The sequence below is a fragment of the Paenibacillus sp. FSL R10-2748 genome (assembly GCF_038005565.1).
Taxonomy (GTDB): Bacteria; Bacillota; Bacilli; order Paenibacillales; family Paenibacillaceae; genus Paenibacillus; species Paenibacillus polymyxa_B.
The window spans coordinates 529,496-551,750 of the sequence record NZ_JBBOTK010000003.1 but is presented as its reverse complement, the minus strand read 5'-3'; the positions used below and the strand labels follow the sequence as shown (position 1 = coordinate 551,750).

24 protein-coding genes and 1 riboswitch are annotated in these 22,255 nt (G+C 48.0%); all 24 genes read right to left on the bottom strand.

The window, feature by feature from the left end; genetic code table 11:
* Positions 1-224 precede the first annotated feature (224 nt).
* The 24 genes from NSS66_RS12475 to prmC all read right to left on the bottom strand — a co-directional run bounded on the left by NSS66_RS12475 (position 225) and on the right by prmC (position 22,255).
* Positions 225-476 (bottom strand): DUF1146 family protein, encoded by a 252-nt coding sequence (locus tag NSS66_RS12475; RefSeq protein ID WP_013312321.1) that lies wholly within the window; start codon positions 474-476, stop codon positions 225-227.
* Between the two features lie 346 nt (positions 477-822).
* Positions 823-1,236 (bottom strand): F0F1 ATP synthase subunit epsilon, encoded by a 414-nt coding sequence (locus NSS66_RS12470; protein ID WP_013312322.1) that lies wholly within the window; start codon positions 1,234-1,236, stop codon positions 823-825.
* A 69-nt stretch (positions 1,237-1,305) separates the two neighbouring features.
* Complete coding sequence (gene atpD, locus NSS66_RS12465) at positions 1,306-2,706, bottom strand: F0F1 ATP synthase subunit beta (RefSeq protein WP_013312323.1); 1,401 nt, start codon at positions 2,704-2,706, stop codon at positions 1,306-1,308.
* A 121-nt stretch (positions 2,707-2,827) separates the two neighbouring features.
* The gene (gene atpG / locus NSS66_RS12460) at positions 2,828-3,694 is read right to left on the bottom strand and encodes an ATP synthase F1 subunit gamma (RefSeq protein ID WP_023990707.1); all 867 of its coding nucleotides are present in this window, start codon (positions 3,692-3,694) and stop codon (positions 2,828-2,830) included.
* A 214-nt stretch (positions 3,695-3,908) separates the two neighbouring features.
* Positions 3,909-5,423, bottom strand: coding sequence for a F0F1 ATP synthase subunit alpha (gene atpA / locus NSS66_RS12455; RefSeq protein WP_013312325.1), 1,515 nt, complete (start codon positions 5,421-5,423; stop codon positions 3,909-3,911).
* 19 nt (positions 5,424-5,442) lie between these two features.
* Complete coding sequence (locus NSS66_RS12450; RefSeq protein WP_013312326.1) at positions 5,443-5,988, bottom strand: F0F1 ATP synthase subunit delta; 546 nt, start codon at positions 5,986-5,988, stop codon at positions 5,443-5,445.
* A complete protein-coding gene (gene atpF, locus NSS66_RS12445) occupies positions 5,985-6,473 on the bottom strand; it encodes a F0F1 ATP synthase subunit B (protein WP_340959033.1) in 489 nt (162 codons plus the stop codon). The genes NSS66_RS12450 and atpF overlap by 4 nt, the downstream gene beginning before the upstream one ends.
* A 109-nt stretch (positions 6,474-6,582) precedes the next feature.
* The gene (gene atpE / locus NSS66_RS12440; RefSeq protein ID WP_007432750.1) at positions 6,583-6,807 is read right to left on the bottom strand and encodes a F0F1 ATP synthase subunit C; all 225 of its coding nucleotides are present in this window, start codon (positions 6,805-6,807) and stop codon (positions 6,583-6,585) included.
* 104 nt (positions 6,808-6,911) lie between these two features.
* The gene (gene atpB / locus NSS66_RS12435; protein WP_028542178.1) at positions 6,912-7,736 is read right to left on the bottom strand and encodes a F0F1 ATP synthase subunit A; all 825 of its coding nucleotides are present in this window, start codon (positions 7,734-7,736) and stop codon (positions 6,912-6,914) included.
* A gap of 29 nt (positions 7,737-7,765) precedes the next feature.
* Positions 7,766-8,146 (bottom strand): ATP synthase subunit I, encoded by a 381-nt coding sequence (locus NSS66_RS12430; protein WP_013312329.1) that lies wholly within the window; start codon positions 8,144-8,146, stop codon positions 7,766-7,768.
* Complete coding sequence (locus NSS66_RS12425) at positions 8,139-8,393, bottom strand: AtpZ/AtpI family protein (RefSeq protein WP_023990711.1); 255 nt, start codon at positions 8,391-8,393, stop codon at positions 8,139-8,141. Before NSS66_RS12425 ends, NSS66_RS12430 begins: the two co-directional genes overlap by 8 nt.
* 171 nt (positions 8,394-8,564) lie before the next feature.
* Positions 8,565-9,734, bottom strand: coding sequence for a non-hydrolyzing UDP-N-acetylglucosamine 2-epimerase (gene wecB, locus NSS66_RS12420; protein WP_023990712.1), 1,170 nt, complete (start codon positions 9,732-9,734; stop codon positions 8,565-8,567).
* 109 nt (positions 9,735-9,843) lie between these two features.
* The gene (gene upp / locus NSS66_RS12415; protein WP_013312332.1) at positions 9,844-10,473 is read right to left on the bottom strand and encodes a uracil phosphoribosyltransferase; all 630 of its coding nucleotides are present in this window, start codon (positions 10,471-10,473) and stop codon (positions 9,844-9,846) included.
* 356 nt (positions 10,474-10,829) lie between these two features.
* Entirely contained in the window at positions 10,830-12,095 is a 1,266-nt protein-coding gene (locus NSS66_RS12410) for an ABC transporter substrate-binding protein (protein WP_023990713.1), read from the bottom strand.
* Positions 12,096-12,110: 15 nt separating this feature from the next.
* Positions 12,111-12,947 carry a carbohydrate ABC transporter permease gene (locus NSS66_RS12405; RefSeq protein ID WP_069080911.1) on the bottom strand — a complete coding sequence of 279 codons (837 nt, stop codon included), beginning with the start codon at positions 12,945-12,947 and terminating at the stop codon, positions 12,111-12,113.
* Positions 12,947-13,855 carry a carbohydrate ABC transporter permease gene (locus NSS66_RS12400; protein WP_370671144.1) on the bottom strand — a complete coding sequence of 303 codons (909 nt, stop codon included), beginning with the start codon at positions 13,853-13,855 and terminating at the stop codon, positions 12,947-12,949. Before NSS66_RS12400 ends, NSS66_RS12405 begins: the two co-directional genes overlap by 1 nt.
* Positions 13,856-14,003: 148 nt before the next feature.
* Positions 14,004-15,254, bottom strand: coding sequence for a serine hydroxymethyltransferase (gene glyA, locus NSS66_RS12395; RefSeq protein WP_069080909.1), 1,251 nt, complete (start codon positions 15,252-15,254; stop codon positions 14,004-14,006).
* 120 nt (positions 15,255-15,374) lie between these two features.
* Entirely contained in the window at positions 15,375-15,962 is a 588-nt protein-coding gene (locus NSS66_RS12390; RefSeq protein WP_023990717.1) for a TIGR01440 family protein, read from the bottom strand.
* 220 nt (positions 15,963-16,182) lie between these two features.
* Positions 16,183-16,264, bottom strand: a riboswitch (ZMP/ZTP riboswitch).
* A gap of 78 nt (positions 16,265-16,342) precedes the next feature.
* Complete coding sequence (locus tag NSS66_RS12385) at positions 16,343-16,927, bottom strand: low molecular weight protein arginine phosphatase (RefSeq protein ID WP_069080908.1); 585 nt, start codon at positions 16,925-16,927, stop codon at positions 16,343-16,345.
* Positions 16,928-17,032: 105 nt separating this feature from the next.
* A complete protein-coding gene (locus NSS66_RS12380; RefSeq protein ID WP_023990719.1) occupies positions 17,033-17,593 on the bottom strand; it encodes a manganese efflux pump MntP in 561 nt (186 codons plus the stop codon).
* A gap of 141 nt (positions 17,594-17,734) precedes the next feature.
* Positions 17,735-18,982 carry an L-threonylcarbamoyladenylate synthase gene (locus tag NSS66_RS12375; protein ID WP_069080907.1) on the bottom strand — a complete coding sequence of 416 codons (1,248 nt, stop codon included), beginning with the start codon at positions 18,980-18,982 and terminating at the stop codon, positions 17,735-17,737.
* A 154-nt stretch (positions 18,983-19,136) separates the two neighbouring features.
* Positions 19,137-19,829, bottom strand: a complete 693-nt coding sequence (spoIIR, locus tag NSS66_RS12370; RefSeq protein WP_069080906.1) for a stage II sporulation protein R — start codon at positions 19,827-19,829, stop codon at positions 19,137-19,139.
* A 263-nt stretch (positions 19,830-20,092) separates the two neighbouring features.
* A complete protein-coding gene (locus NSS66_RS12365; RefSeq protein ID WP_069080905.1) occupies positions 20,093-21,280 on the bottom strand; it encodes an FtsW/RodA/SpoVE family cell cycle protein in 1,188 nt (395 codons plus the stop codon).
* Positions 21,281-21,355: 75 nt separating this feature from the next.
* The gene (prmC, locus tag NSS66_RS12360) at positions 21,356-22,255 is read right to left on the bottom strand and encodes a peptide chain release factor N(5)-glutamine methyltransferase (RefSeq protein WP_023990722.1); all 900 of its coding nucleotides are present in this window, start codon (positions 22,253-22,255) and stop codon (positions 21,356-21,358) included.

Genomic DNA, 22,255 nt, shown 5'->3' with positions numbered 1-22,255 from the left:
AGATTTTACTAATACCCTAACTGCCATCATACCACTGATTAAAACAAGTATACAAGCGTTTTTTGTACTTGACGACCATTGTACTCTGACTGATTCAGCCAGCTATACATGTATGGTTCTTTTGTTTACCATTGTTAACAATATGACGCGATGTTATTCGACAATTCCCGCAGAGACACAGTCATAAGGTCATATAACCCGCCCACTTCATGTTAAAACAAATTCTAGAGCATCTGACTCCAAGAAATGTAGCTCAACAGGAACCCAGAAACCAACTGTCCCAAAATTATAGCAAGAAACAAGTGTAGCAATCTGCCTTGCGGTCCTTTGGGTTGCCGGATTAACAAATCCAGCTTAAAACTCTGTAAAGCCCACCAAGCTAACGCTATACAGATGAGCGACACGATCATGGAGATCAGCGCGGTCATACTCGCCGATTGACTTAGCTGTTCAGCCAATTGCTGTTTCCCGTTCAACCATAATTCCTCCCATCTGCGTCACAGACTTCTTTATAATACTCGGCGAACGCCTAATATGCCAGTGCTATTTCTGTTTTCAGGACATTTATTTCGACAAAATGTGATTAATCACTTCTGTTTCGTGAATTTAAAAGGTACTAAATACCTAGCAGCCGGGCAAGAAATAGGACTGTACATTTGGTAATAACAGCTAAAAAAGGGCCCGATCACAGTGATCGAAGGAAGCAAGGTTCTCCCTCACCTTCTACCGGACATTCTTTGGCAGAAATTATGAAGTGGTCTCCTTGTCGTTCCATCCGTATACTATGCCGAACCCTTTTAAAATTCCACTTAAAATCCAATATTAATTCTTATTGGTTCTGATGCTTGTAGCATTTAAACGGTTAAGCGCCCGTTGCAGAGCTACTTCCGCCCGATGATGATCTATCTGTTCCTGCTTGCTCTGGAGCCGCAGTTCTGCCCGCTCCCTTGCCGCACGGGCACGCTCCACATCAATTTCTTCGGAACGTTCCGCACTCTCAGCCAAAATGACCACTTTATCCTTGCGGACTTCAAGAAAGCCCCCATTGACCGCGATCACTTCGGTTTGACCACCGATTTTAATGCGTATCGGTGCAATCTTCAAGGGAGTGACCAAGGGAAGGTGTCCAGGTAAAATCCCAAGATCGCCTTCCGAGCCGCGAACACTGATGCTGTTTACCTGTTCTGTATAAACCAGGCGCTCCGGCGTCACAATCTCTAGTAAATACGTGCTCACTTGAATCCCTCCTGGAAGCTGTCCGCAGACAGCTCACTTCGTAAGGCTCGGCTATTCTTTGCCTGTTGTTTACAACGTTTTAGCTTTTTCAACTGCTTCTTCGATGGCTCCTACAAAAAGGAAAGCCGCTTCTGGAAGATGGTCATACTTGCCTTCCAAAATTTCTTTGAAGCTTCGTACAGTTTCTTTAACCGGCACATATTTACCTGGGAAGCCGTTAAATGCTTCGGCAACGTGGAAAGGTTGAGAAAGGAAACGCTGGATTTTACGTGCACGTGCCACCAACATTTTATCTTCTTCACTCAGCTCGTCCATACCCAGGATGGCAATGATATCCTGAAGCTCATTGTAGCGGGCCAAAATTTGTTTTACCCCTTGTGCTACATTGTAATGCTCTTCACCCACAACGTCTGGAGCCAAAATACGGGAGCTTGATGCGAGTGGATCAACCGCCGGGTAAATACCCATTTCGGAAATTTTACGTTCCAGATTCGTTGTAGCATCCAAATGGGCAAACGTTGTAGCAGGAGCCGGGTCAGTGTAGTCATCCGCAGGCACATAGATCGCCTGAATGGAAGTAACAGAACCTTTTTTAGTAGAAGTAATCCGTTCTTGCAATTGACCCATCTCAGTAGCCAGCGTAGGCTGGTAACCTACTGCTGAAGGCATACGTCCCAACAGGGCCGAAACCTCAGAACCTGCTTGAGTAAAGCGGAAAATGTTATCAATAAAGAGCAACACGTCACGGCCTTCTTGGTCACGGAAGTATTCCGCCATCGTCAGACCTGTGAGAGCTACACGCAAACGTGCACCCGGAGGCTCGTTCATTTGTCCGAACACCATCGCTGTTTTGTTGATAACGCCGGAATCTCTCATTTCATGGTACAAGTCATTTCCTTCACGTGTGCGTTCACCTACACCCGCAAATACAGAAATACCACCATGCTCCTGAGCGATATTGTTAATCAATTCTTGAATGGTTACGGTTTTACCTACACCAGCACCACCAAACAATCCGACTTTACCACCCTTAGCATAAGGAGCCAGCAAGTCGATAACTTTAATACCGGTTTCGAGCATCTCTGCTTGAGTTGTCAGCTCATCGAAAGAAGGAGCTTGACGGTGAATCGGATTTCTAGCCGTTTCACTCATATCAGCACCATTATCAATTGGCGTTCCAAGCACGTTAAATACGCGTCCAAGAGTAGCTTCGCCGACAGGTACTGAAATAGGTGCTCCCAGATCTATGGCTTCAGCCCCACGAACCAAACCATCTGTGGAAGACATGGCAATACAACGCACACGGTTGTCACCTAGATGTTTTGAAGCTTCGAGCGTCAGATCAATTTTGACTCCGCTCTCCAGCACAGTCCCAATATGAATGGCATTCAGGATTTCCGGAAGTTGTCCACGTTCGAACTCAACGTCGACAACCGGACCCATGATGCTCACTACGCGTCCTTTGTTCATCTTTTGGTTTCCCTCCTACAAGCTTGCACAGCCGCAAATCCGAACCACTCTGATTTGTTTTGCGCCCGCAATTTATCATAATAGTGTAGACCCTGTTATAAAACAGTCGCAACAAGCCTGATTAAGACTGAGCGCTTGCCCCTGCAACGATTTCCGTAATTTCCTGGGTAATAGCCGCTTGACGAGCACGGTTATAGGTCAAGGAAAGCTCACCAATTAGCTTGGAAGCATTCTTCGTAGCAGATCCCATCGCCGTCATCTTCGCTCCCAGTTCACTAGCTTTACCATCCAGCAAAGCGCCGTAAATGAGCGTTTCCGCGTAACGCGGCAGCAATACTTCCAGCACTCCTTCTGGTGAAGGCTCATACTCATAGTTAATTGAGGATGAAGCTGTAGCTGAATCCGGTGTTGCCATTGGTAACAGACGGTCAACTGTTGGAATTTGAGTCAATGCGTTGACAAAGCGGTTATAGCATAGATAAAGCTCATCAAATTCTTTAAGTTCAAAGCCTTGTACAGCCTTGCTTGCAATTGTTTTGATATCTGCAAAAGCAGGTGTATCCGACAGATCTGTTACCGATTCAGCGATAGGAAATTCACGACGTCTGAAATAATCCCGTCCTTTTCGTCCAATGATGAAAATCACAAATTCATCCTGTGAACGGTGACGTTCAGAAATCGTCTGCGTAACCTGTCGTAAAATATTGGCGTTATAACCACCAGCCAGACCACGATCAGATGTAATGATGAGATAAGCAGTCTTTTTAACCGGACGCGTTTCCAGCATTGGATGCTTGATGTTATTCGCTCCAGAAGCAATACTACTCACAACTTCCTTAAGCTTTTCCGAGTAAGGACGAGCCGACTCCGCTTTCTCCTGAGCTTTTCTCAGCTTGGATGCAGCGACCATTTCCATCGCTTTCGTGATCTGCTTCGTACTCTGCACACTTTTAATCTGACGTTTAATCTCGCGCATACCTTTTGCCATGATTTCACCACCTTTAAGCTCCAGCAAAGCCAAAGCTAACTTCGTAAGCAATCCCTTAGCTTGGGCCAAGTCCAAGCACTTCGTAAGATTCAAATCCAGCCGGACATATGTTAAAGGGCCTGTTATTGAGGGTAAAACATGCCAAGGAAGCCAAAACCCGGAGGGCACGCTTCCTTAGTACATCTTTCATCATAAACAGGCAAATTCCAATGTATTAAACCGACGTGGCGAATGATTTTTTGAATTTCTCGATAGCCGCCTTCAAAGCCGCTTCGTTATCAGCAACCAGGTCTTTCGTGTCGCGGATAGATTGAAGCACGTCTTGATGGTCAGACACCATGAAAGACAGGAAGTCTTTTTCAAAACGTTTTACATCCGCTACAGGGATATCATCAAGGAAGCCTTTTACAGCAGTATACAAGCTCACTACTTGTTGCTCTACAGCAAGCGGTTGGTTAACACCTTGTTTCAAAATTTCCATCATGCGTGCGCCGCGATCCAGACGGGCTTTTGTGGATTTATCCAAGTCGGACCCGAATTGGGAGAACGCTTGAAGCTCACGATATTGAGCAAGATCCAGACGCAGGGAACCTGCTACCTTTTTCATCGCTTTAATCTGAGCTGAACCACCTACACGGGATACAGAAATACCTACGTTGATCGCCGGACGTTGCCCTGCATAGAACAAGTCAGCTTCCAAGAAGATCTGTCCATCCGTGATGGAAATAACGTTGGTTGGAATATATGCAGAAACGTCGGAAGCCTGTGTCTCGATGAACGGCAATGCGGTAAGTGATCCGCCGCCCAACTCATCATTTAGCTTCGCTGCACGTTCCAGCAAACGAGAGTGAAGATAGAAAACGTCACCCGGATATGCTTCACGACCCGGTGGACGACGCAGCAACAGGGACAGTTCCCGGTAAGCTGATGCTTGTTTAGTCAAGTCATCATAAACTACAAGGACATGCTCGCCTTTGTACATGAAATACTCACCCATGGCGCAGCCAGAGTAAGGAGCAATGTACAGCAATGGTGATGGTTCGGAAGCAGATGCCGTAACGACAATCGTGTATTCCAGCGCACCGTGACGACGCAATGTTTCAACAACTTGAGCTACCGTGGATTGTTTTTGACCAATAGCGACATAAATACATTTCATGCCGTTACCTTTTTGGTTCAAAATTGCATCAATTGCGATAGAAGTTTTACCTGTTTGACGGTCACCGATGATCAACTCACGTTGACCACGACCAATCGGAACCATCGCATCAATAGCTTTAATCCCCGTCTGCATAGGCTCATGTACCGATTTACGGGCCATAACGCCTGGAGCCTGACTTTCAACCGGACGGAATTCTGTTGTAGCAATCGGTCCTTTACCGTCTACTGGTTGTCCCAGTGGGTTAACTACACGTCCGATCAATGCTTCCCCTACAGGGACCTGCATGATTTGACCTGTACGTTTTACTTGACCGCCTTCACGAATGTCGGAGAATTGACCCAAAATAACAACACCGACATTGCTTTCTTCCACGTTGAGCGCCAAGCCCAATACGCCAGTGTCGAATTCAACCAATTCACCGGCCATAACTTTTTCCAGTCCGTAGACGCGGGCAATACCGTCGCCGACTTCAACAACAGTGCCGACTTCAACGACCTCGATATCATTTTTATATTGTTCAATCTGACTTTTAATCAATGAACTGATTTCCTCAGGTTTGATACTCAAGTGTGTTCACCCCTATCTTCTATACTCGTCTGTTAAAGGATTTCTCGAGACGATCCAGCTTGCCGGCCAGACTGCCGTCGTACAGTGTATCGCCGATAACCACTTTCAATCCGCCCAGTAGACTCGGGTCCACTATATTTTCCACACGGATTGTTTTATGTTCACGGGCTCCGAATTCCTCGGCTACCGCTGTTTTTTCCTGATCACTTAAAGCATAAGTCGAATACACCTTTGCATGAGCAATTCCCAGCTTGTATTCCTGAATATCGAGGTATCCGGCAAGGAGAGATTCGAACAAATCTGCTCTACTACGCTGAATCAACAGCTTGATCGTGTTAATTAGCGAGGCAGAAAGCTTGCCTTCAAAACTGTTAGCCAGAACTTGAAGCTTGACCGCTTCCGTAATGTTAGGAGAATTAATGAATTTACGGATTTCAGCATCCCCCGATACAGCCTCTACAAAAGCACGTAGCTCCTGCTCGGTTTCCATAATGGTCTGTTCCTGCTCTGCCACTTCAAACAAAGCTTTCGCATACCGTTTGGCTACTACCGTATCCCGGCTCATGCTTTGCCTCCTACCTCTTTAAGGTATTGGTCGACAAGCTCTCCCTGGACTTGGTCTTCCTTGATTTCCTTTTGAATCAGTTTGGAAGCAATTTGTACCGAAGCTTTACCCACTTCGCTGCGCAGTTCGGCAACCGCCTTATTACGCTCGCTTGTGATTTCACGAACAGCTTCGTCTTTCAGGCGGACAGCTTCGTCTTTAGCCTGAACAATAATTTGCTCCGCTTGTTTGTTACCTGTTTGTTTTGACTGCTCGATAATGTCGTACGCTTCCTTACGTGCCTGCTGGAGAGCCTGCTTTTGCTCCTCAACATAAGCAGTAGCCTGTTCACGCGTCTGTGCCGCTTCATTCATTTGCTGTAATACAAGCTGACGCCGCTTCTCCATAACGGAAAAGAGAGGGCCGAATGCATAACGCGTCAGTAACCAGTACAAGATCAAAAATGCAATGATTGTGAAAACGATACTTGTCCAATTTAAACTCAATTGAAGTCACTCCTTTCCGGTGAACGTCGGTTCTGGATCTTTCATGTTCAAACGAACAAAGAAGGCGCGGATGGCTGTGCCTTCCCCGCCAAACCTTGCTTCCATTCAATTAAGCACCTGCATAGAAAATGAATGCCAGAACGACCCCGATGATTGGCAGGGCTTCGACCAGACCTACACCGATAAACATTACCGTTTGCAACGTTGCTTTTGCTTCAGGCTGACGAGCGATACCTTCAACTGTTTTACTTACGATCAGACCGTTACCAATACCTGCGCCCAAAGCGCCCAAACCTACTGCGATTGCAGCTGCGATATATGCCCAAACTCCCATTTTAAAAATCCTCCTTAGTGATGTGTATTTATATTGTACATGTATTTGCAGTTAAGAGCGAAGCGTACTCCTGAACTTAACTAAAAACCGGAAAACGAGCTTGTCTAATGCTCTTCTTCATGCGTGTCAATGGACTGCGAAATGTATACAAACGTCAGAATCGTGAAGACGAACGCTTGAATACTGCCGACAAAGATACTAAATCCTTGCCAAACAACGAGTCCCAATACGGAAGCAATCCAGCCTCCTACACCAAGTGCTGTCAATTTCAGCAGAACACTGATCAAAACTTCGCCGGCAAAAATATTACCGAATAGACGCATACCATGTGTCAATAGTTTTGAGAACTGCTCAATCAAGTTAATTGGCAAAAAGAATGGAAATGGCTGAACGTAATGCTTGAAGTAAGCTTTGGTATTGCGGAAGATTCCCAGGAAATGAACCAGGACAAAGATCATTAAAGCGAGTCCAATAGATACCCCTGCATCTGCAGTAGGTGATTTCCACCAGCTGATGCCTACATGGGCAGCTTCGCCTGGGTGAGACGCCTGTGCTTGTTCTAATGCTTCTTTGACTGGAATGATTTCATGTCCAAATACTTGGGCACTTTGCGCATTATCGAATTCGGTCACAATCCCGAACGGTAAGCCCAGCATATTCCCCACGAAAATGAACATGATCAGCGTCATCCCCAAGGAGAGGAATGGCTTCCCTTTTTTCAAATCCATCGTGCTGGTAATCAGTCCTTGAACGAATTCTACGACCCATTCCATAAAATTTTGCAACTTGCTTGGATTGTCCACAGACAAATTGCGCGTTGCAGCAAATGCCAGTCCAAATACAATCGCACAAGTCACAATAAGCATAATAATGACGGACAAGTCAATGTTAAACCCGCCCAATTGGATAATCGGTGATTCATGCAACATGTTTTCTCACCCCTTTCTCAGTTGAGCCATCATTTTTCCTGAAGCGCGAATATGATGCCTATAATTAACAGAAGAAATTGCCCAGTCACCAGGCTTGCCATTACAGCGATCTCATGGAAATAGGCCGGAAATTCTATCGCCAGCACCACTGCCAAAATTGAGGTCCCTAATCGAACGCCAAAGCCAATACCAAACACTCTCTTCTTTCTTTCACCGGCGGCCGCACTCGCAACCTGTCGAATTTTGTAGGCCATATACAGCACATTTAGACAGCTTACTCCCGTTCCCAGAATGATTCCGTGAGCAATGTCACGATGTTGGGGCATGAAGGCGGAGACCAGGAAACACAGAGCCATAATACCAAGCGCTACGATCCATAACATTTTTTGCATACGGGTCATCTCATTCATGGTTATCCCTCAGTACCTTTCCGATCACAAGGGCAATACTTAATGCGCCTACAACCAAGCCTGCGAGAACGCTTACGCCAATCCAAATTCCGGAGCCACCAAGTTTGGCATCAAGCCATTTTCCTGCATAGAAACCACCCAGTGTGCATATCGCCAAATCAATGCCGATCGCGCTCACCAGTCCTATAGCCTTAAAGGCATTTCCGGTGTTATTTCGGTTGTTGTTTTGCTTGGAAGGTTTGACCACTTTTCCATGTCACCCCTGCAATTCCAGTCCATTTTACTTAAATATAAGATACTTTGTCAATTGAGATATTTTAGTGCCCTAAAGTATAAAATCAAACGACAAAGCATCTTAAATTGCTGTATCCCTTGGTAACCGTACAGTTTAACTGTATGCTTGCCTTGTAAAGAATAATTATATCGGACGAACACCTTTTGTGAACATTGTGTGAAATTCTTCAGGGCGTTCGGATTGAACACCATAATGGTGCAAAATCGCATTGACAATTCTTACTGATGCTTGGCCATCGCCGTAAGGATTCGCTGCTTGGCTCATAGATTCGTACAACGCGGAATCTGTCAAAAGTGCCTTGGTCCGATTGTACACGTTCTCTTCACTCGTACCCACCAGTTCCAAGGTGCCCGCTTCAATTCCTTCCGGTCTTTCAGTCGTATCACGCAGCACCAGAACAGGTACTCCGAACGAAGGCGCTTCTTCCTGAAGCCCACCGGAATCCGTAAGGATCAGATGTGTATGTGGGTAAAAATTGTGCAGATCCACAACATCCAGCGGATCAATCAGCTTAATACGCGGATGGTTGCCTAAAATCTCAAATGCAGGTTCCTTCACAGCCGGGCTCGGATGAACCGGGTAAACAATAGCGATATCCTCAAACTCATCCGCAATTCGCTTAACCGCATTAAAAATCTGACGATGCGGTTCCCCTTGGGATTCCCGGCGATGTGCTGTCATAAGAATCAGGCGTTTGCCCTGAGCCCAGTCCAGTACGGGGTGCTCGTAATCCTGGCGAACCGTATACTGAAATACGTCAGTTACTGTATTGCCTGTAACATATATTCGCGATTCAGGCTTATTTTCCTTCCGCAAATTTCCAGCCGATAAAGAAGTAGGCGAGAAATGCAGATCAGACAGCACGCCTGTGAGCTGACGGTTCATTTCTTCAGGATATGGAGAAAGCTTGTTCCACGTCCGCAAGCCTGCTTCCACATGCCCTACTTCAATCTGCTGCATAAAGGCTGCATAGCTGGCGAGGAAAGTGGTCAGCGTATCGCCGTGAACCAACACGATATCGGGCTTGGCCTCACGCAATACAGGTTCCAGACCTTGAAGTACCCGCATGGAGATTTCATTAAGTGTCTGGCGATCCTTCATTACGTCCAGATCATAGTCAGGGTGAATATTGAAAACTTCCAGAACCTGATCAAGCATCTGGCGATGTTGAGCCGTAACGCATACCACGGACTCGATATGCTCCGGGTGACGCTGAAGCTCCAAAATAAGAGGAGCCATCTTAATCGCTTCCGGACGCACACCAAAAATTGTCATCACTTTGATTTTGGACATTTTCTGTTGAACCCCTTTTCATAATAAATGTCCGCTTCACAGATCTTCCTTATTCAGAAAAACGACCTGTCATAACGTCCATAGATTTTGCCGAACCGCCAAAGGCAGTCTACTTGGTTCCGTACAAGCGGTCTCCCGCGTCACCAAGACCTGGAATGATGTATCCATGATCATCCAGACGCTCGTCCAATGCAGCGACGTAGATGTCTACATCAGGATGCGCATCCTGCACAGCTTTGACTCCTTCAGGAGCAGCAATCAGATTCATCATTTTAATTTGAGTGCAACCTCTCTTTTTCAACACATCAATCGCCGCAATTGCCGAGCCCCCCGTTGCAAGCATCGGATCAATCACGATCAATTCACGCTCAGTTACATCTGTAGGCAGCTTCGTATAGTATTCTACGGGTTGCAGCGTCTCAGGATCGCGGAACAGTCCCACATGGCCTACCTTTGCTGCAGGCAGCAGCTTTACTACGCCATCCAGCATACCCAAGCCTGCACGCAGAATCGGAATAAGACCCAGCATACGTCCTGAAATCACTTTACCTTCTGTCTCAGCAACCGGTGTCTGCACCGTAATGCTTTCCAGCGGGATATCCCGTGTAATTTCATAAGCCATCAATGTTGCTACTTCATCCACCAGCTCGCGGAAATCCTTGGTGTTTGTCCGCACATCGCGGATAAATGTAAGTTTGTGTTGGATCAAAGGGTGATCGCAAACCACCAGTTTCGCCATAATATATTCCCTCCGGTATTATCGTCACGTTCTTTCGCGCCAGCATATCGAACTATCCTGAGTCGAAAGGATCTATGTAACCTATTTGTACAAACCAAATAAGCACAGATGCAATGCGTGCCTGTAAATCCTGTTTATTATAACATTCCCTTGATTGATTTAACACCTGCCACCGCAACCTTTTGTCAAGGGAAAGATATGACATGTAAAATACTTATTAAGACCACTTCACGTGTGACTTTCGTCACATAAAAACACATCAAAAAGGCCCTGACGGCACTTGACCGTCAAAGCCTGTGGACTTTAAGCTTCCTGCCCGACCTATCCCCTTTGCATCCTCATGCAGCGCTATTCTTTTATCTATACTTCAAATTGTCCCATGCTCCCTGAAATTGCTGAAGCATTTCATCCTTCGTGATAACCCCTGCAATATAGGCTTGCATACTACTGCTTAAATCCTGATTCAGCCCCTTCGGGAAGCGTTGGAAGTTCCAGCTCCATATCTTGCCTTCCCTCACGTGCCGAGATATTTCTGCACCTAGATCGCCTGTCGTCTCGTCACTGGACGTGATACTTTTGAAGGCGGGAACAAACTTAAATTCCTTGGTGATATAATGCTTGCCTGTTTCTGATGTGACCAACCAATTGAGGAATTCTTTTGCCTCCTGCTTCACAGGCGAATTTTTGTTGACCACCCAGTTCGAGGCTACTCCGACAGCGAGTCTACCTCCTGTGGAGGGATCATTGTCTATAGGCGCAGGCAGAATACCCAAATTCAAGTTAGGATTAATTCCATCCATTTGCGGTTGCGTCCAGTTCCCCTGGTGCATCATAGCAGCCTTACCTGTCGAAAACAGTGTCACTTGTGTATTGTAATCCGTCGTGAGCGGATTGCGGTTTCCATATTTTATAGTCAGGTCAAGCAACTTCACCCACTGATCGAACACGGGGTTACCGGGGATGCGAGCCGTTCCTTTGTTTAAATCCGCAACATAACTTTCCGGGTTCGGCTGTCTGGCAAACGGGATATTGATAAAATGGTTCCCCAGAACCCACCATTCCGCATACCCGTTAGCAAAAGGTATAATCCCTGCCGCTTTCAGTCGCTTGGCTGCTTCTTCCAGTTCATCTATCGTCTGAGGCAGTTTGGTTATGCCCGCTTTTTTGAACAAATCCTTGTTATAAACAAAGCCAAATCCTTCTAGATTCATAGGCTGTCCATAAATCTTACCGTTAACCGTCATCGGCTTACGAGCAAAATCGTCCAGGTCCTTCACCCATGGCTGATCCGACAAATCCTCCAAGTACTCCAGCCACGTATCGCGGTCCTGGTAGCCCTCATTTGTAAAAATGTCCGGCTGATCGCCTGATGCGAATTTAGCCTTCAACGAAGCACCATAGTCCGTACCACCACCGACAGATTGGATATCCAGCTTGATGCCAGGGTGGGTCTTTTCATATTCAGCCTTCAGCTTGTTTAACGGTTCCGAAATTTCTACTTTGAATTGATAAATGTGTATCGTTTTCGTCTCACTCTGTTGAGCCTTCGTATTTCCACAACCTGCAAGTGTACATGCGAGCAGCACCATCAAGGAGATGACAAGTAACGCTGTTTTTTTCATCGGTTATCCCTCCCATCAGCCTTTGACCGCACCGGCTGCAATGCCAGAAACGATGTATTTTTGCATCACCAGAAAAAACACAACAACTGGCGCGATCCCCAATACCAGTGCTGGCAGCGCCAAGTCCCATTGCTTGGTGTACTGACCAAACAACATATAGGTTGCAATCGGAATGGTGCGCAGCTCAGGATCATTCAAAATGAGTGAAGGCAACAGATAGTCATTCCAGATCCATAAGGTGTTCAAAATAAGTACGGTTACGAACATAGGCAGCAGCAGTGGACAAACGATGCGAAAGAACACCCCGTACCGGGATGAACCGTCCACCCTTGCCGCCTGCTCGATCTCAATAGGTACCGTTTTAATAAAGCCATGAAAAAGAAAAACGGACAAAGGCGCTCCAAAACCCAGATAACATAAGATCAGTCCCGGTATACTGTTGTTCAAGCTCAATACGTTGGACACTTCCATAAGCGGCAACATAATTGATTGAAAAGGGACTACCATCGCAGCCACAAGCAAACCGAATAGGCAACGATTAAAAAGAGTGTCATGCCGAACCATCTGGTAAGCGGCCATTGAGCTGATTAGCAGCAAAAGCGCATTACTGACGATCGTGACAATCAGTGAATTCCCCAGTGCTGTGGGAAAGTTTATTTTATTCCAGGCGTTAGCATAGTTTTCAAAACGGAAGGTTGTCGGCCACGAAGCGGAATGGGCCAAAATGTCGCCAAAGGATTTAACGGAGTTTACGAGCAAAAAATAGAACGGAACCAGAAAGATTAACCCGATCACAATAAGCAATAATTCAGCAGCCCATGTGCCCAAACGATAGTTTGACGTTTTTCCCATTACATTTCGACCTCCTTTTTCTTCGTGAGACGCACCTGAATGCTGGTAATGATCGCAACGACCACAAAGAAAATCATAGCTTTGGCAGTCCCTAATCCAAGTCGATTATTTGTAAACGCTTCATTATATATGTCCAACGCTACAGACTCTGTCGACTTGAAAGGTCCCCCCTTCGTGAGAGCCAAATTCAACTCAAATACTTTAAAGGACCAGGATATCGCCAGGAACAAGCAGACGGTCACCGCTGGCATAATAAGTGGCACTACGATATGACGCAAAATCTGTCTTCGGCTTGCACCGTCGATTTGGGCCGATTCAATAAGGGCATGCGGGACATTATTTAACGAGGATATGTAAATAACCATGAGATAACCTGCATATTGCCATACAAACACAATGACAGTTCCCCAAAAAGCAGTTGGCCCATCACCCAGCCACGGCAGTTTAAAAAAGGAAAGCCCTGTCGCCTCCCCTACCGCAGAAAAGCCGCGTACAAATATAAATTGCCAGATAAAGCCGAGCAGCAAGCCGCCAATCATATTGGGCATAAAAAATACAGTTCGCAGTGCATTACGGGTACGCAACGGTTTGGTAAGTGCATAGGCTAGGAAAAAGCCAATCAGGTTTGTCAGAATGACACCACATACAGTAAACCGGACCGTAAACCAGAACGCATTACGGAAATCTGGATCATCCCTAAAAATATGAATATAATTTCCTAGTCCGAGCCATCGGATGTTTTCAGATACTCCATCCCAGTTCGTCATGGAATAATACAGACCCAGCAGGAACGGAATGACCATAATCAAGACGAAAAACAACGCCATCGGTCCCACAAATACGAGTTGCTGCAATAATTGCGCGGATTTTCTTTGACTCAATGCAATCACTCCTTTGTCGTAGATCATGAAGGATAGCGCGCATAAACCCTTACTATAATCGCTTATTACCCAAAAATGTAAGTTTCGAGTCGTTCGGAAGCAAAAAAAAGGCTGTTCTCCTTCGGCTTACGGAAGGAAAACAGCCTATAACATAAAGATTATGAATGTTGATGAATTAGTATTGAGTTCCTGGATAGATCGGGAACTTGTCTGTCAACTCGCCAACCGCTTGGCTTGCCTTGGACAATACAGTATCATCTTTCGAGTTTTTAAGGGTTTCAGCAATGATTTTACCGATTTTGACCATAGCCTCTTCATCCATACCACGAGATGTTGCAGCAGGTGTACCAATACGAATTCCGCTTGTTACGAATGGACTGGTCGGGTCAAAAGGAATCGCATTTTTATTGACCGTGATGCCCACGGAATCCAATACATGCTCCGCTTCTTTACCTGTGATATTCAAATTGCGCGTATCCAACAGCATCAGATGGTTATCCGTACCACCGGATACAATGTTAATCCCTTCAGCCAACAATGTTTCAGCCAGAACCTGTGCGTTGCGGACTACGTTTTGCGCATAGGTTTTGAACGATGGCTGGAGCGCTTCACCCAAAGCAACCGCTTTGGACGCGATCACATGCATCAGTGGCCCCCCTTGAGTACCAGGGAAAATAGCTTTATCAATCGCTTGCGCCCATGCTTTGCGAGTCAGAATCAGACCCCCACGCGGACCACGCAGCGTTTTGTGTGTCGTTGTTGTTACAAATTGGGCATGCGGAACTGGACTTGGGTGAATTCCCGCTGCCACAAGACCTGCGATATGTGCCATATCCACCATGAACAAAGCACCTACATCATTGGCAATGGAAGCAAAAGCTTCAAAATCAATAGTACGCGGATATGCACTCGCGCCAGCTACAATCAGACGAGGACGGTGCTTGAAGGCTGCCTTACGCACTTCATCGTAGTCGATGCGGAAGTTGTCTTCGCGTACACCATAGGCAGCAAAGTTATACAACAAGCCGGAAGCGTTAACCGGACTTCCGTGTGTTAAGTGGCCACCATGCGCCAGATTCATACCCAGTACAGTATCTCCAGGTTTGAGAGCTGCCAGATACACCGCCATGTTGGCTTGTGCTCCAGAGTGAGGCTGCACGTTAGCATGCTCGGCGCCGAACAGTTCTTTCGCGCGGTCACGTGCGATGTCTTCAACGATATCTACATGCTCACAGCCACCATAGTAGCGTTTGTTCGGATAACCTTCAGCATATTTATTCGTCAGCACGGAGCCCATGGCTTCCATTACTGCTTCACTGACAATGTTCTCGGATGCGATTAGCTCGATATTGTGGCGTTGTCGTTTCAGTTCAAGTCCCATTGCTTCCATCACTGCCGGGTCACTTTTACGCAGGTGTTCCATCATGATTGATTACTCCCTCTCCATAGTCAATTGTTGGGTATACAAGCAAACGCCTGCTCCTCTGTTGGGTACCTCATCATCAATGCAAAAAAGATTAGTACAAACATGCCGCCATGCCAAATGCTAATCGCAGTTTCCGCCGACTTCTTGCTCCAGACTGTACACCGCCCGTTGTCCGCCAATAAGTGGAGGACGGGTGAACGCTGCTGTCACACGTGCTTCGCCAATCCAGCGAAGGCTTGGGCGAAACGGAACAGCAATGGGTCGCAGATGCATGCCAATCAGCGTTTCGCCGATGTCTATCCCGGCATGAGCCTGCACGTTCGCCGCCAAACACGCGTCGCTCATAGAACGATAGGCGACGGTAGCCATAGAGCCTCCTGCTGTACGAACAGGAACAGCTGCAACCTCCATCAGTCCCAATCGCTCCAGCACAGCCCGTTCAACGACCAGCGCTCGGTTCAAATGCTCACAGCATTGAAACGCCACATCAAAGCCATACTCCCTGCGAACAGACTCTACTCCAGACAACAGTTGCTGAGCCACATCGAGCGCTCCCGCCGTACCAATCCGACTTCCAGCCACTTCACTTGTGCTAACGCCGATAACCAGCAGGCGACCAGCCTTGAGACTGGCTGCTTCTGCGATTTCCCGCACGACAGAAGTGGTCTGTGCTTCCAGCGGAATCTCATGATCTAATTGTTCCACCATTGGAACCTCCTTTGGTTGAACAGCCTCTCAGAGACTAGGCACGGTCTCATGCCCCAAGTTCAACACACTCTCTCCTGATCACAATCTGACTATATTATAGCCGATGTTTCAGATTTCGAGCAGAAAAAATGGAAGAATCTTTAATGGAATCAACTCTCAGCTAAAAATCTGGCATAACTTGTATATGAAAAAAAGAGCAGTCCACACCTATGTGGAATTGCTCTTTTGCCCAGGCGACCGGCCGTATATCCGATGCTCCATCGTGGTTAATCCCACTTTTGTCGCCAGTTACATCGGATTCTCATTTTTCCACCTTATCTTAACGGATTAACCGCCGAAAATCAACAGATTCCGTACAAAACAGATGAGTAATACCAATTTTATTCGGAAGATGCCTTTAGCTTGTCCAGCAGCTTATGCAGTGCCGTACGGATTTCCGCAGCTGTGACATCGTAATCTTCTCGCGAACCGCCAAACGGATCAGAAATATCAAAGCCCGGAATCCGTTGGTGTAATTCAATCATTCGTTCACGCTCCTGCGCCGATAGCTCTTGTCCGAGTGAAGCCATCAACTGCTGTGAAGCATATAAACTATCCAACTCCTGTACATCATTCAACACCGCATCCCGGTTCTCCACATATTCCTTAAGCGTAAATACTTTGCCCGCCGTTTGGGGAAAGCGCTGAATTAAGTGCTGTTTATGTCCTTGCGTCAAGGTTAAGATCAGATGCGCCCACCCGGCAAGCCCGTCGCTCAAAGGGGTTGAAGTGATCTGATCGGATATATCATGATCACGTAGAACCGCCTCTGCATGTCGGGATATCGGCGTGCCTTCCATCGCGGCTACTCCCGCAGAACGTACTTCCAGTTCTAGCCCATGCTCAGCAGCCAACTTACGCAGCATCCCTTCAGCCATTGGACTGCGACAGGTATTCCCTGTGCATACGAATAAGATATTCTTCAACGGTTTTCACCCCCCGTATGTTAAAAAAATATATAAACAGAGGATTACTATAGTTTTAATCCCTTACTATAATCCTGCATTTATTTTACACTGTCTACGCTAAAATCAAAACATAAACATAAAGCCGAATGCCAGCAAAATGGCACCGCCCACTGCTTCTCCATAATCTCCTAGATTGCGGCTGACCTTGCGACCTAACAGCAGACCCAACATCGCCATTGCTCCCCCGCAAAAACCAAACGCCAGAACGGACAGCACCAGATCACTCTGGAACATACCCAGTGACACTCCTACAGAAAATGAGTCAACGCTCACCCCAAGTGCAAACAGCAAAAGGCCTAAAGGCGAACGATGATCCAATACCTGTACGCCGTCCCCTTTAAAGGAATTATACACCATATGCCCGCCCAAAAGGATGAGTAACCCCCCTGCGAAGTAGGCCGTCACATGACCTAATAAAGAACTCATATAATGGCCTGTGAACATTCCCAGCAATGGCATCAGAATGTGAAAAAAGCCAATAACAGTACTGATGCGCAGCACGTCTCGCAGGCGTATCCCCTTCATGCCGATCCCTACGCCCAGCGATAACGCATCCATTCCTAGCGCTACCGCCATGATCAGAATCGTTACAACCTGCCCGGCATGGGCAGAGGCTGCCAGCATACTCCATCCCTCCATTATCCGTCTGTTCTTGTACACGTTATGCGGACAAGGGGCAAATCAGTACAAGCATACACTGAAAGTGCCCAATACCAAGACGAGGAGAGGAGAAATTTAATATAAGAGGCTCTGATTCGACAGAAGCTACAAGCGGACGATTCGGTGACCTGCCGCTTTAAGCAGGCGGTTCATGACGGCGTCTCCCAATCCTTTCGGCGGACAGGATTCCGACAAAATGTAGGTGACGCCGTCCTCGTCGCAGCGGCGCAGCACGCCGTACAGGCGCTGCGCTGCCTCATGGAGCGCGTCCAGCTTGCCTAACGTGTAGACGCGCTCTCCGGCGTAGCCGGCGGCATGCTCGTCGAACGCGAGCACTGCCGTGCGCTCCCCGCGCGCGGAAGCCTCCGCCAGCGCGGCGCGAATCCAGCCCGTCACCTCAACGGACGACGGGCCTTGTACCACGCTCAAGCGGCCTCGGGGCGCGTAGTGCGTGTACTTCATGCCTGGCGAGCGCGGCGCCGGGCTGTCCGCGTCTTCCCCGGGCGTAGCGGCCAACGCCGGGTCCAGCACGACAGCGCGAGCAACCGCAGCGAGCTGCTCAGCCGTCACGCCGCCGGGGCGCAGGATGGTGACGGTTCCGTCGTCACCCGCCTGCACTACCGTGGACTCCAGTCCCACCCCCGTGGGACCTCCGTCCAAAATGCCGCCGATGCGGCCCTCCAGATCCTCCCGCACATGCTGTGCAAGGGTGGGACTGGGTCTTCCCGACCGGTTGGCGCTTGGCGCAGCCAGTGGACAACCCGCTTCAGCGATCAAACGAAGCGCTATCGGATGATCCGGCATGCGCACACCAACCGTGTCCAGCCCGGCTGTCACACGCGATGACAGTGCCTGCGGCACTACCGGCAATACGAGAGTCAGTGGTCCCGGCCAGAACATATTCATCAGCGCTCGGGCTGTATCGTTTATTTCTGCTACCATACCCTCTAATTGATCAACATCAGAAATATGTACAATGAGCGGGTTATCGGAAGGGCGTCCTTTGGCAGCAAATACCGCCTCCACCGCTTTTGTACTACGCGCATCGGCCCCCAGGCCGTACACGGTCTCCGTAGGAAAGGCTACCGTCTCTCCAGCTTGGAGGAGTAAGGCGGCCTCGCGTATGCCCTTTTCCGCCGTGATCCGAGTCTGTTCATCCCAAATTTCGTCAGAAACATCCCCGTCAGTGTTGCTCAAAGGAACCAAACATCTTACATCCCACCATTGTGTATGGGAAGACTTCAATGCCTGCTTCAGCTCGCGAATTCCCTGTTCATCTAGCTTTTGCTCAGGTTTTTCCTTTTGCACAAATTCTCCGCGCAAGTCTTGCATTTGATTCGATTTATCGCTCATATCAGATCATCCCATATCTTATTGTCATACAGGCCAGTGATTTCGTTTGATCCCCATAAAGCTACTTTGAAAGATCAGTTCATTTGGCTCTGCCATGTGTATATCTATCGTAAGCTCCATTATAGCATATGGGGAAACTTACACTCCTCAACGTTTAGGCAAACAAACCACTCACCCAGTTACACAGTCCCGTAAGTGCATCCCACAGAAAAAAACGTACTTCCGGCTCCTTGTCAGTAGCATTCGTCCGACTATCTCCGTGATTCGTTTTTGCTGATACCGTTTGTGCCGTTGCTTCCCCACTGCCTGCATCAATAAAACATAGCGGAGGAAACAGCACGCACCACCAATTTTGACCTTTTCCTTGCCCCAGCGTAACCCGAAGTGCCTCATAATTCCCTGCCGGGTAGACAAGACCACCGTACATTTTCGTTGGGAAAGGTACGCTCGCCAGTTCCACCTGATGATCATACGCAATGCCGCGACGAGCCAGTTCCATACCTACCAAACGGTCAATTTCAGGTAAATGAGCATCAATCAATGATCTCGCTTGGTCTAAGCTTTGCGGGTTTTCCAGCTCACCCACCCAGGCATTCATCTGCTGTACAATAGCGTCCCGTATTTCGCGTTTAACCAACTGATCCTCCGGGCGATCCGAATTGGCCAAAATACGCAGTCGAATGGAATCATGTGGAATCACTTTCAGCCCTGCTGTTGCCACTCCTGATGCTAAGGTTCCTCTTGTTCCAGTGGTCATAGCAGCATCCGTCTTTTGACCTTCCCAAGACATCATTAATATCGAAATACAAAATAGTATCATTGCGGCTTGCTTTACCCAACTTCTCATTTTCGTCCCCCCAAACCCAAACTCTATCATGTCTATCAGTCTGTCCGGTTTGGGAGAGTCTAAACCTATGATTCTTGTAAAAGATTCAGGACCACTTTACAGATTTTTTTCAAAAATACCCTCAAATCATGCTACACCAAGCTTCTGACCCTCACCGAGGAATATGAAAAAGCCCAGATTTCACAATCTGGACTCTCTCGTTGCACCGTTTCAACTCACACAAATACCAATCATTATCTAGCCACATTCCACCTGTACTAGGCTTATTTCGCCTTCGTCAAGCTTAGTCTGGAAGGCTGTGGCAGATCATCCTCCAGCTCTTGGCCGTGCACCTTAATACTCATAACCAAGCCGATACTAGCCATGTTAATAAGCAACGAGGTACCACCATAACTTATGAACGGGAGCGTAATCCCCGTAAGCGGCATAATGCCCAGAAACGCACCAATATTCTCAAAAATCTGGTACAGCAACATGGACACAATCCCGACAATAATATACGGTCCGGCGCGATCCCGGCATTCCAGCGAAATCAGGATCATGCGGTGAATCAAAATAAAATATAACAATAGCAGCACTGAAGAGCCTACAAAGCCAAATTCCTCCGCTACGACCACAAAAATAGAATCCGCGTACGTATAAGGAACACGCCCGGACTGTACCGAGGTTCCTTGCAAAAAGCCCTTGCCCATCATCCCGCCAGAGGCTATCGCCAGCTTGGCATTTTTGGTATGATAAGACGCCTTCGCGGTTGCCTCTTCCGGTACCAACCAAGGGTCCAAACGCTCAACCCAGTGACTACGGCCAATCCCCTTCATAAAGGAGTCAATCTCATCGTGAAACGAAATATAAGCTTTAATCCCGCCGCCAACAGCGACTGCAAATACGATGAATCCGATTAACGCATGGGATGCCTTCACATTACCAATCCATAGCATACCGATGACGATGACAATGTAACCGAGCGCATTACCCAAGTCATTTTGTGCCATAACCATGGCAAACGGGACAAAGCTCACCAGAGCGACTGGAAGAACATCCTGAATAAAATACAGCTTGCTCTTGCGCTTCTTGACCAGCATATAAGTCAGAAAAACGATAAGGACCAGCTTGAATACCTCAGCAGGCTGAAGGTTCAAGCCACCAATTTTCAAAAAGCCCTGAGAGTTGTTAACCGTCCCGCCAAAAAATCCGAGACCCAACAAGAATATTCCGCCTCCATATACATACAGGGCTTTTTTAATGAATATCCGAAAATCGACCATCGCTAAACCCAAGATCGCCACAAAACCCAATATATAATACCCGATCATCTTCTGGTAGTCATTGCCGTGCTCTGCCAAGTTCGTAGGGCCCCTACCTGCGCTGTATACCGTTATGATACTAATCGCCATGAGCAAAACCAGAATAAAGATAACCGGACCGTCAATTTTTTTCAATTTCTGAAGCATGATTTCCCCCTGAGCCGTTTCTCGGTCATACTCCTCTTATTCTAAAGGAAAGACTCGCAAAAAGAAAATGCACCACTACTCCGAGACACCTAGGACATGTCGCTCGATCCCTGCAAGGTCAGGAACGATTATAATGTTCTTCCAATGACCTGCCTGTGCCAGCAGACCAGCCACGTCTCTGGCCTGTCCCATCCCCAGCTCAAACCCGATTAGCCGCGGCGGAGCCTGAAGGAGTCCGAGCTGTTCCAGCATTGCCCGATACGGACCGAGCCCGTCAGGACCACCATCCAACGCCATCCGCGGCTCATGGTCGCGTACCTCTGGCTGTAAGCCAGCGATGTCAGCAGCCGGGATGTACGGCGGGTTGGACACGAGAATGTCCACCGCCGTTCCCACGAACGGCGCCAGCAGATCGCCCTCGCGGAATTCTACGGCTGCGCCGTTCGCAGCAGCATTATGAGTCGCTACTTTTAACGCGGCAGCCGAAATATCCCCTGCCGCCACGCGCCAGCTCGGTCGCTCAGCCGCCAGCGTCACGGCAATCGCACCGCTGCCTGCGCCGATGTCGAGCGCCTGCGGAGCGCCGCTTGGCCACAGCCGATCGCCGTGCTGGAGTATCGCCTCGACGAGCAGTTCTGTCTCGGGGCGCGGAATCAGCACCGACGGCGAAACCGCGAACGGGCGGCCATAAAATTCCTGCCGTCCGATAATATACTGCGCCGGTTCACCCGCAGCTTTGCGGGCTATAATCCGTTCCCACGCCTCCTTGACGGAGGAAGGGAACGAATCACCCAGAGCAGCGTAAAACGCCGTGCCTTCCAACCCGAGCACATGCTCCAGCAGTAAGCGGGCATTGTGCTGCGGCTCCAGAACACCACAGCTTCCTAAAAAAGAAGAAGCCTCAACTAAGGCTTCTCTGACACTCATGTTCCGTTCCGGCGACATCCGATACACACAATCGCGTTCGTTCCCCAA

Bases quoted from the DNA above. Each gene is read 5' to 3' on its own strand.
- atpG (WP_023990707.1), bottom strand. From the start codon at position 3,694: ATGGCAAAAGGTATGCGCGAGATTAAACGTCAGATTAAAAGTGTGCAG.
- NSS66_RS12390 (WP_023990717.1), bottom strand. From the start codon at position 15,962: ATGGTGGAACAATTAGATCATGAGATTCCGCTGGAAGCACAGACCACT.
- NSS66_RS12375 (WP_069080907.1), bottom strand. From the start codon at position 18,982: ATGAGCGATAAATCGAATCAAATGCAAGACTTGCGCGGAGAATTTGTG.
- atpB (WP_028542178.1), bottom strand. From the start codon at position 7,736: ATGTTGCATGAATCACCGATTATCCAATTGGGCGGGTTTAACATTGAC.
- glyA (WP_069080909.1), bottom strand. From the start codon at position 15,254: ATGATGGAACACCTGCGTAAAAGTGACCCGGCAGTGATGGAAGCAATG.
- upp (WP_013312332.1), bottom strand. From the start codon at position 10,473: ATGGCGAAACTGGTGGTTTGCGATCACCCTTTGATCCAACACAAACTT.
- NSS66_RS12365 (WP_069080905.1), bottom strand. From the start codon at position 21,280: ATGCTTCAGAAATTGAAAAAAATTGACGGTCCGGTTATCTTTATTCTG.
- NSS66_RS12410 (WP_023990713.1), bottom strand. From the start codon at position 12,095: ATGAAAAAAACAGCGTTACTTGTCATCTCCTTGATGGTGCTGCTCGCA.
- NSS66_RS12405 (WP_069080911.1), bottom strand. From the start codon at position 12,947: ATGGGAAAAACGTCAAACTATCGTTTGGGCACATGGGCTGCTGAATTA.
- spoIIR (WP_069080906.1), bottom strand. From the start codon at position 19,829: ATGAGAAGTTGGGTAAAGCAAGCCGCAATGATACTATTTTGTATTTCG.
- atpD (WP_013312323.1), bottom strand. From the start codon at position 2,706: ATGAACAAAGGACGCGTAGTGAGCATCATGGGTCCGGTTGTCGACGTT.
- atpE (WP_007432750.1), bottom strand. From the start codon at position 6,807: ATGGGAGTTTGGGCATATATCGCAGCTGCAATCGCAGTAGGTTTGGGC.
- NSS66_RS12400 (WP_370671144.1), bottom strand. From the start codon at position 13,855: ATGATCTACGACAAAGGAGTGATTGCATTGAGTCAAAGAAAATCCGCG.
- NSS66_RS12430 (WP_013312329.1), bottom strand. From the start codon at position 8,146: ATGAATGAGATGACCCGTATGCAAAAAATGTTATGGATCGTAGCGCTT.
- NSS66_RS12450 (WP_013312326.1), bottom strand. From the start codon at position 5,988: ATGAGCCGGGATACGGTAGTAGCCAAACGGTATGCGAAAGCTTTGTTT.
- wecB (WP_023990712.1), bottom strand. From the start codon at position 9,734: ATGTCCAAAATCAAAGTGATGACAATTTTTGGTGTGCGTCCGGAAGCG.
- NSS66_RS12380 (WP_023990719.1), bottom strand. From the start codon at position 17,593: ATGCTGGCAGCCTCTGCCCATGCCGGGCAGGTTGTAACGATTCTGATC.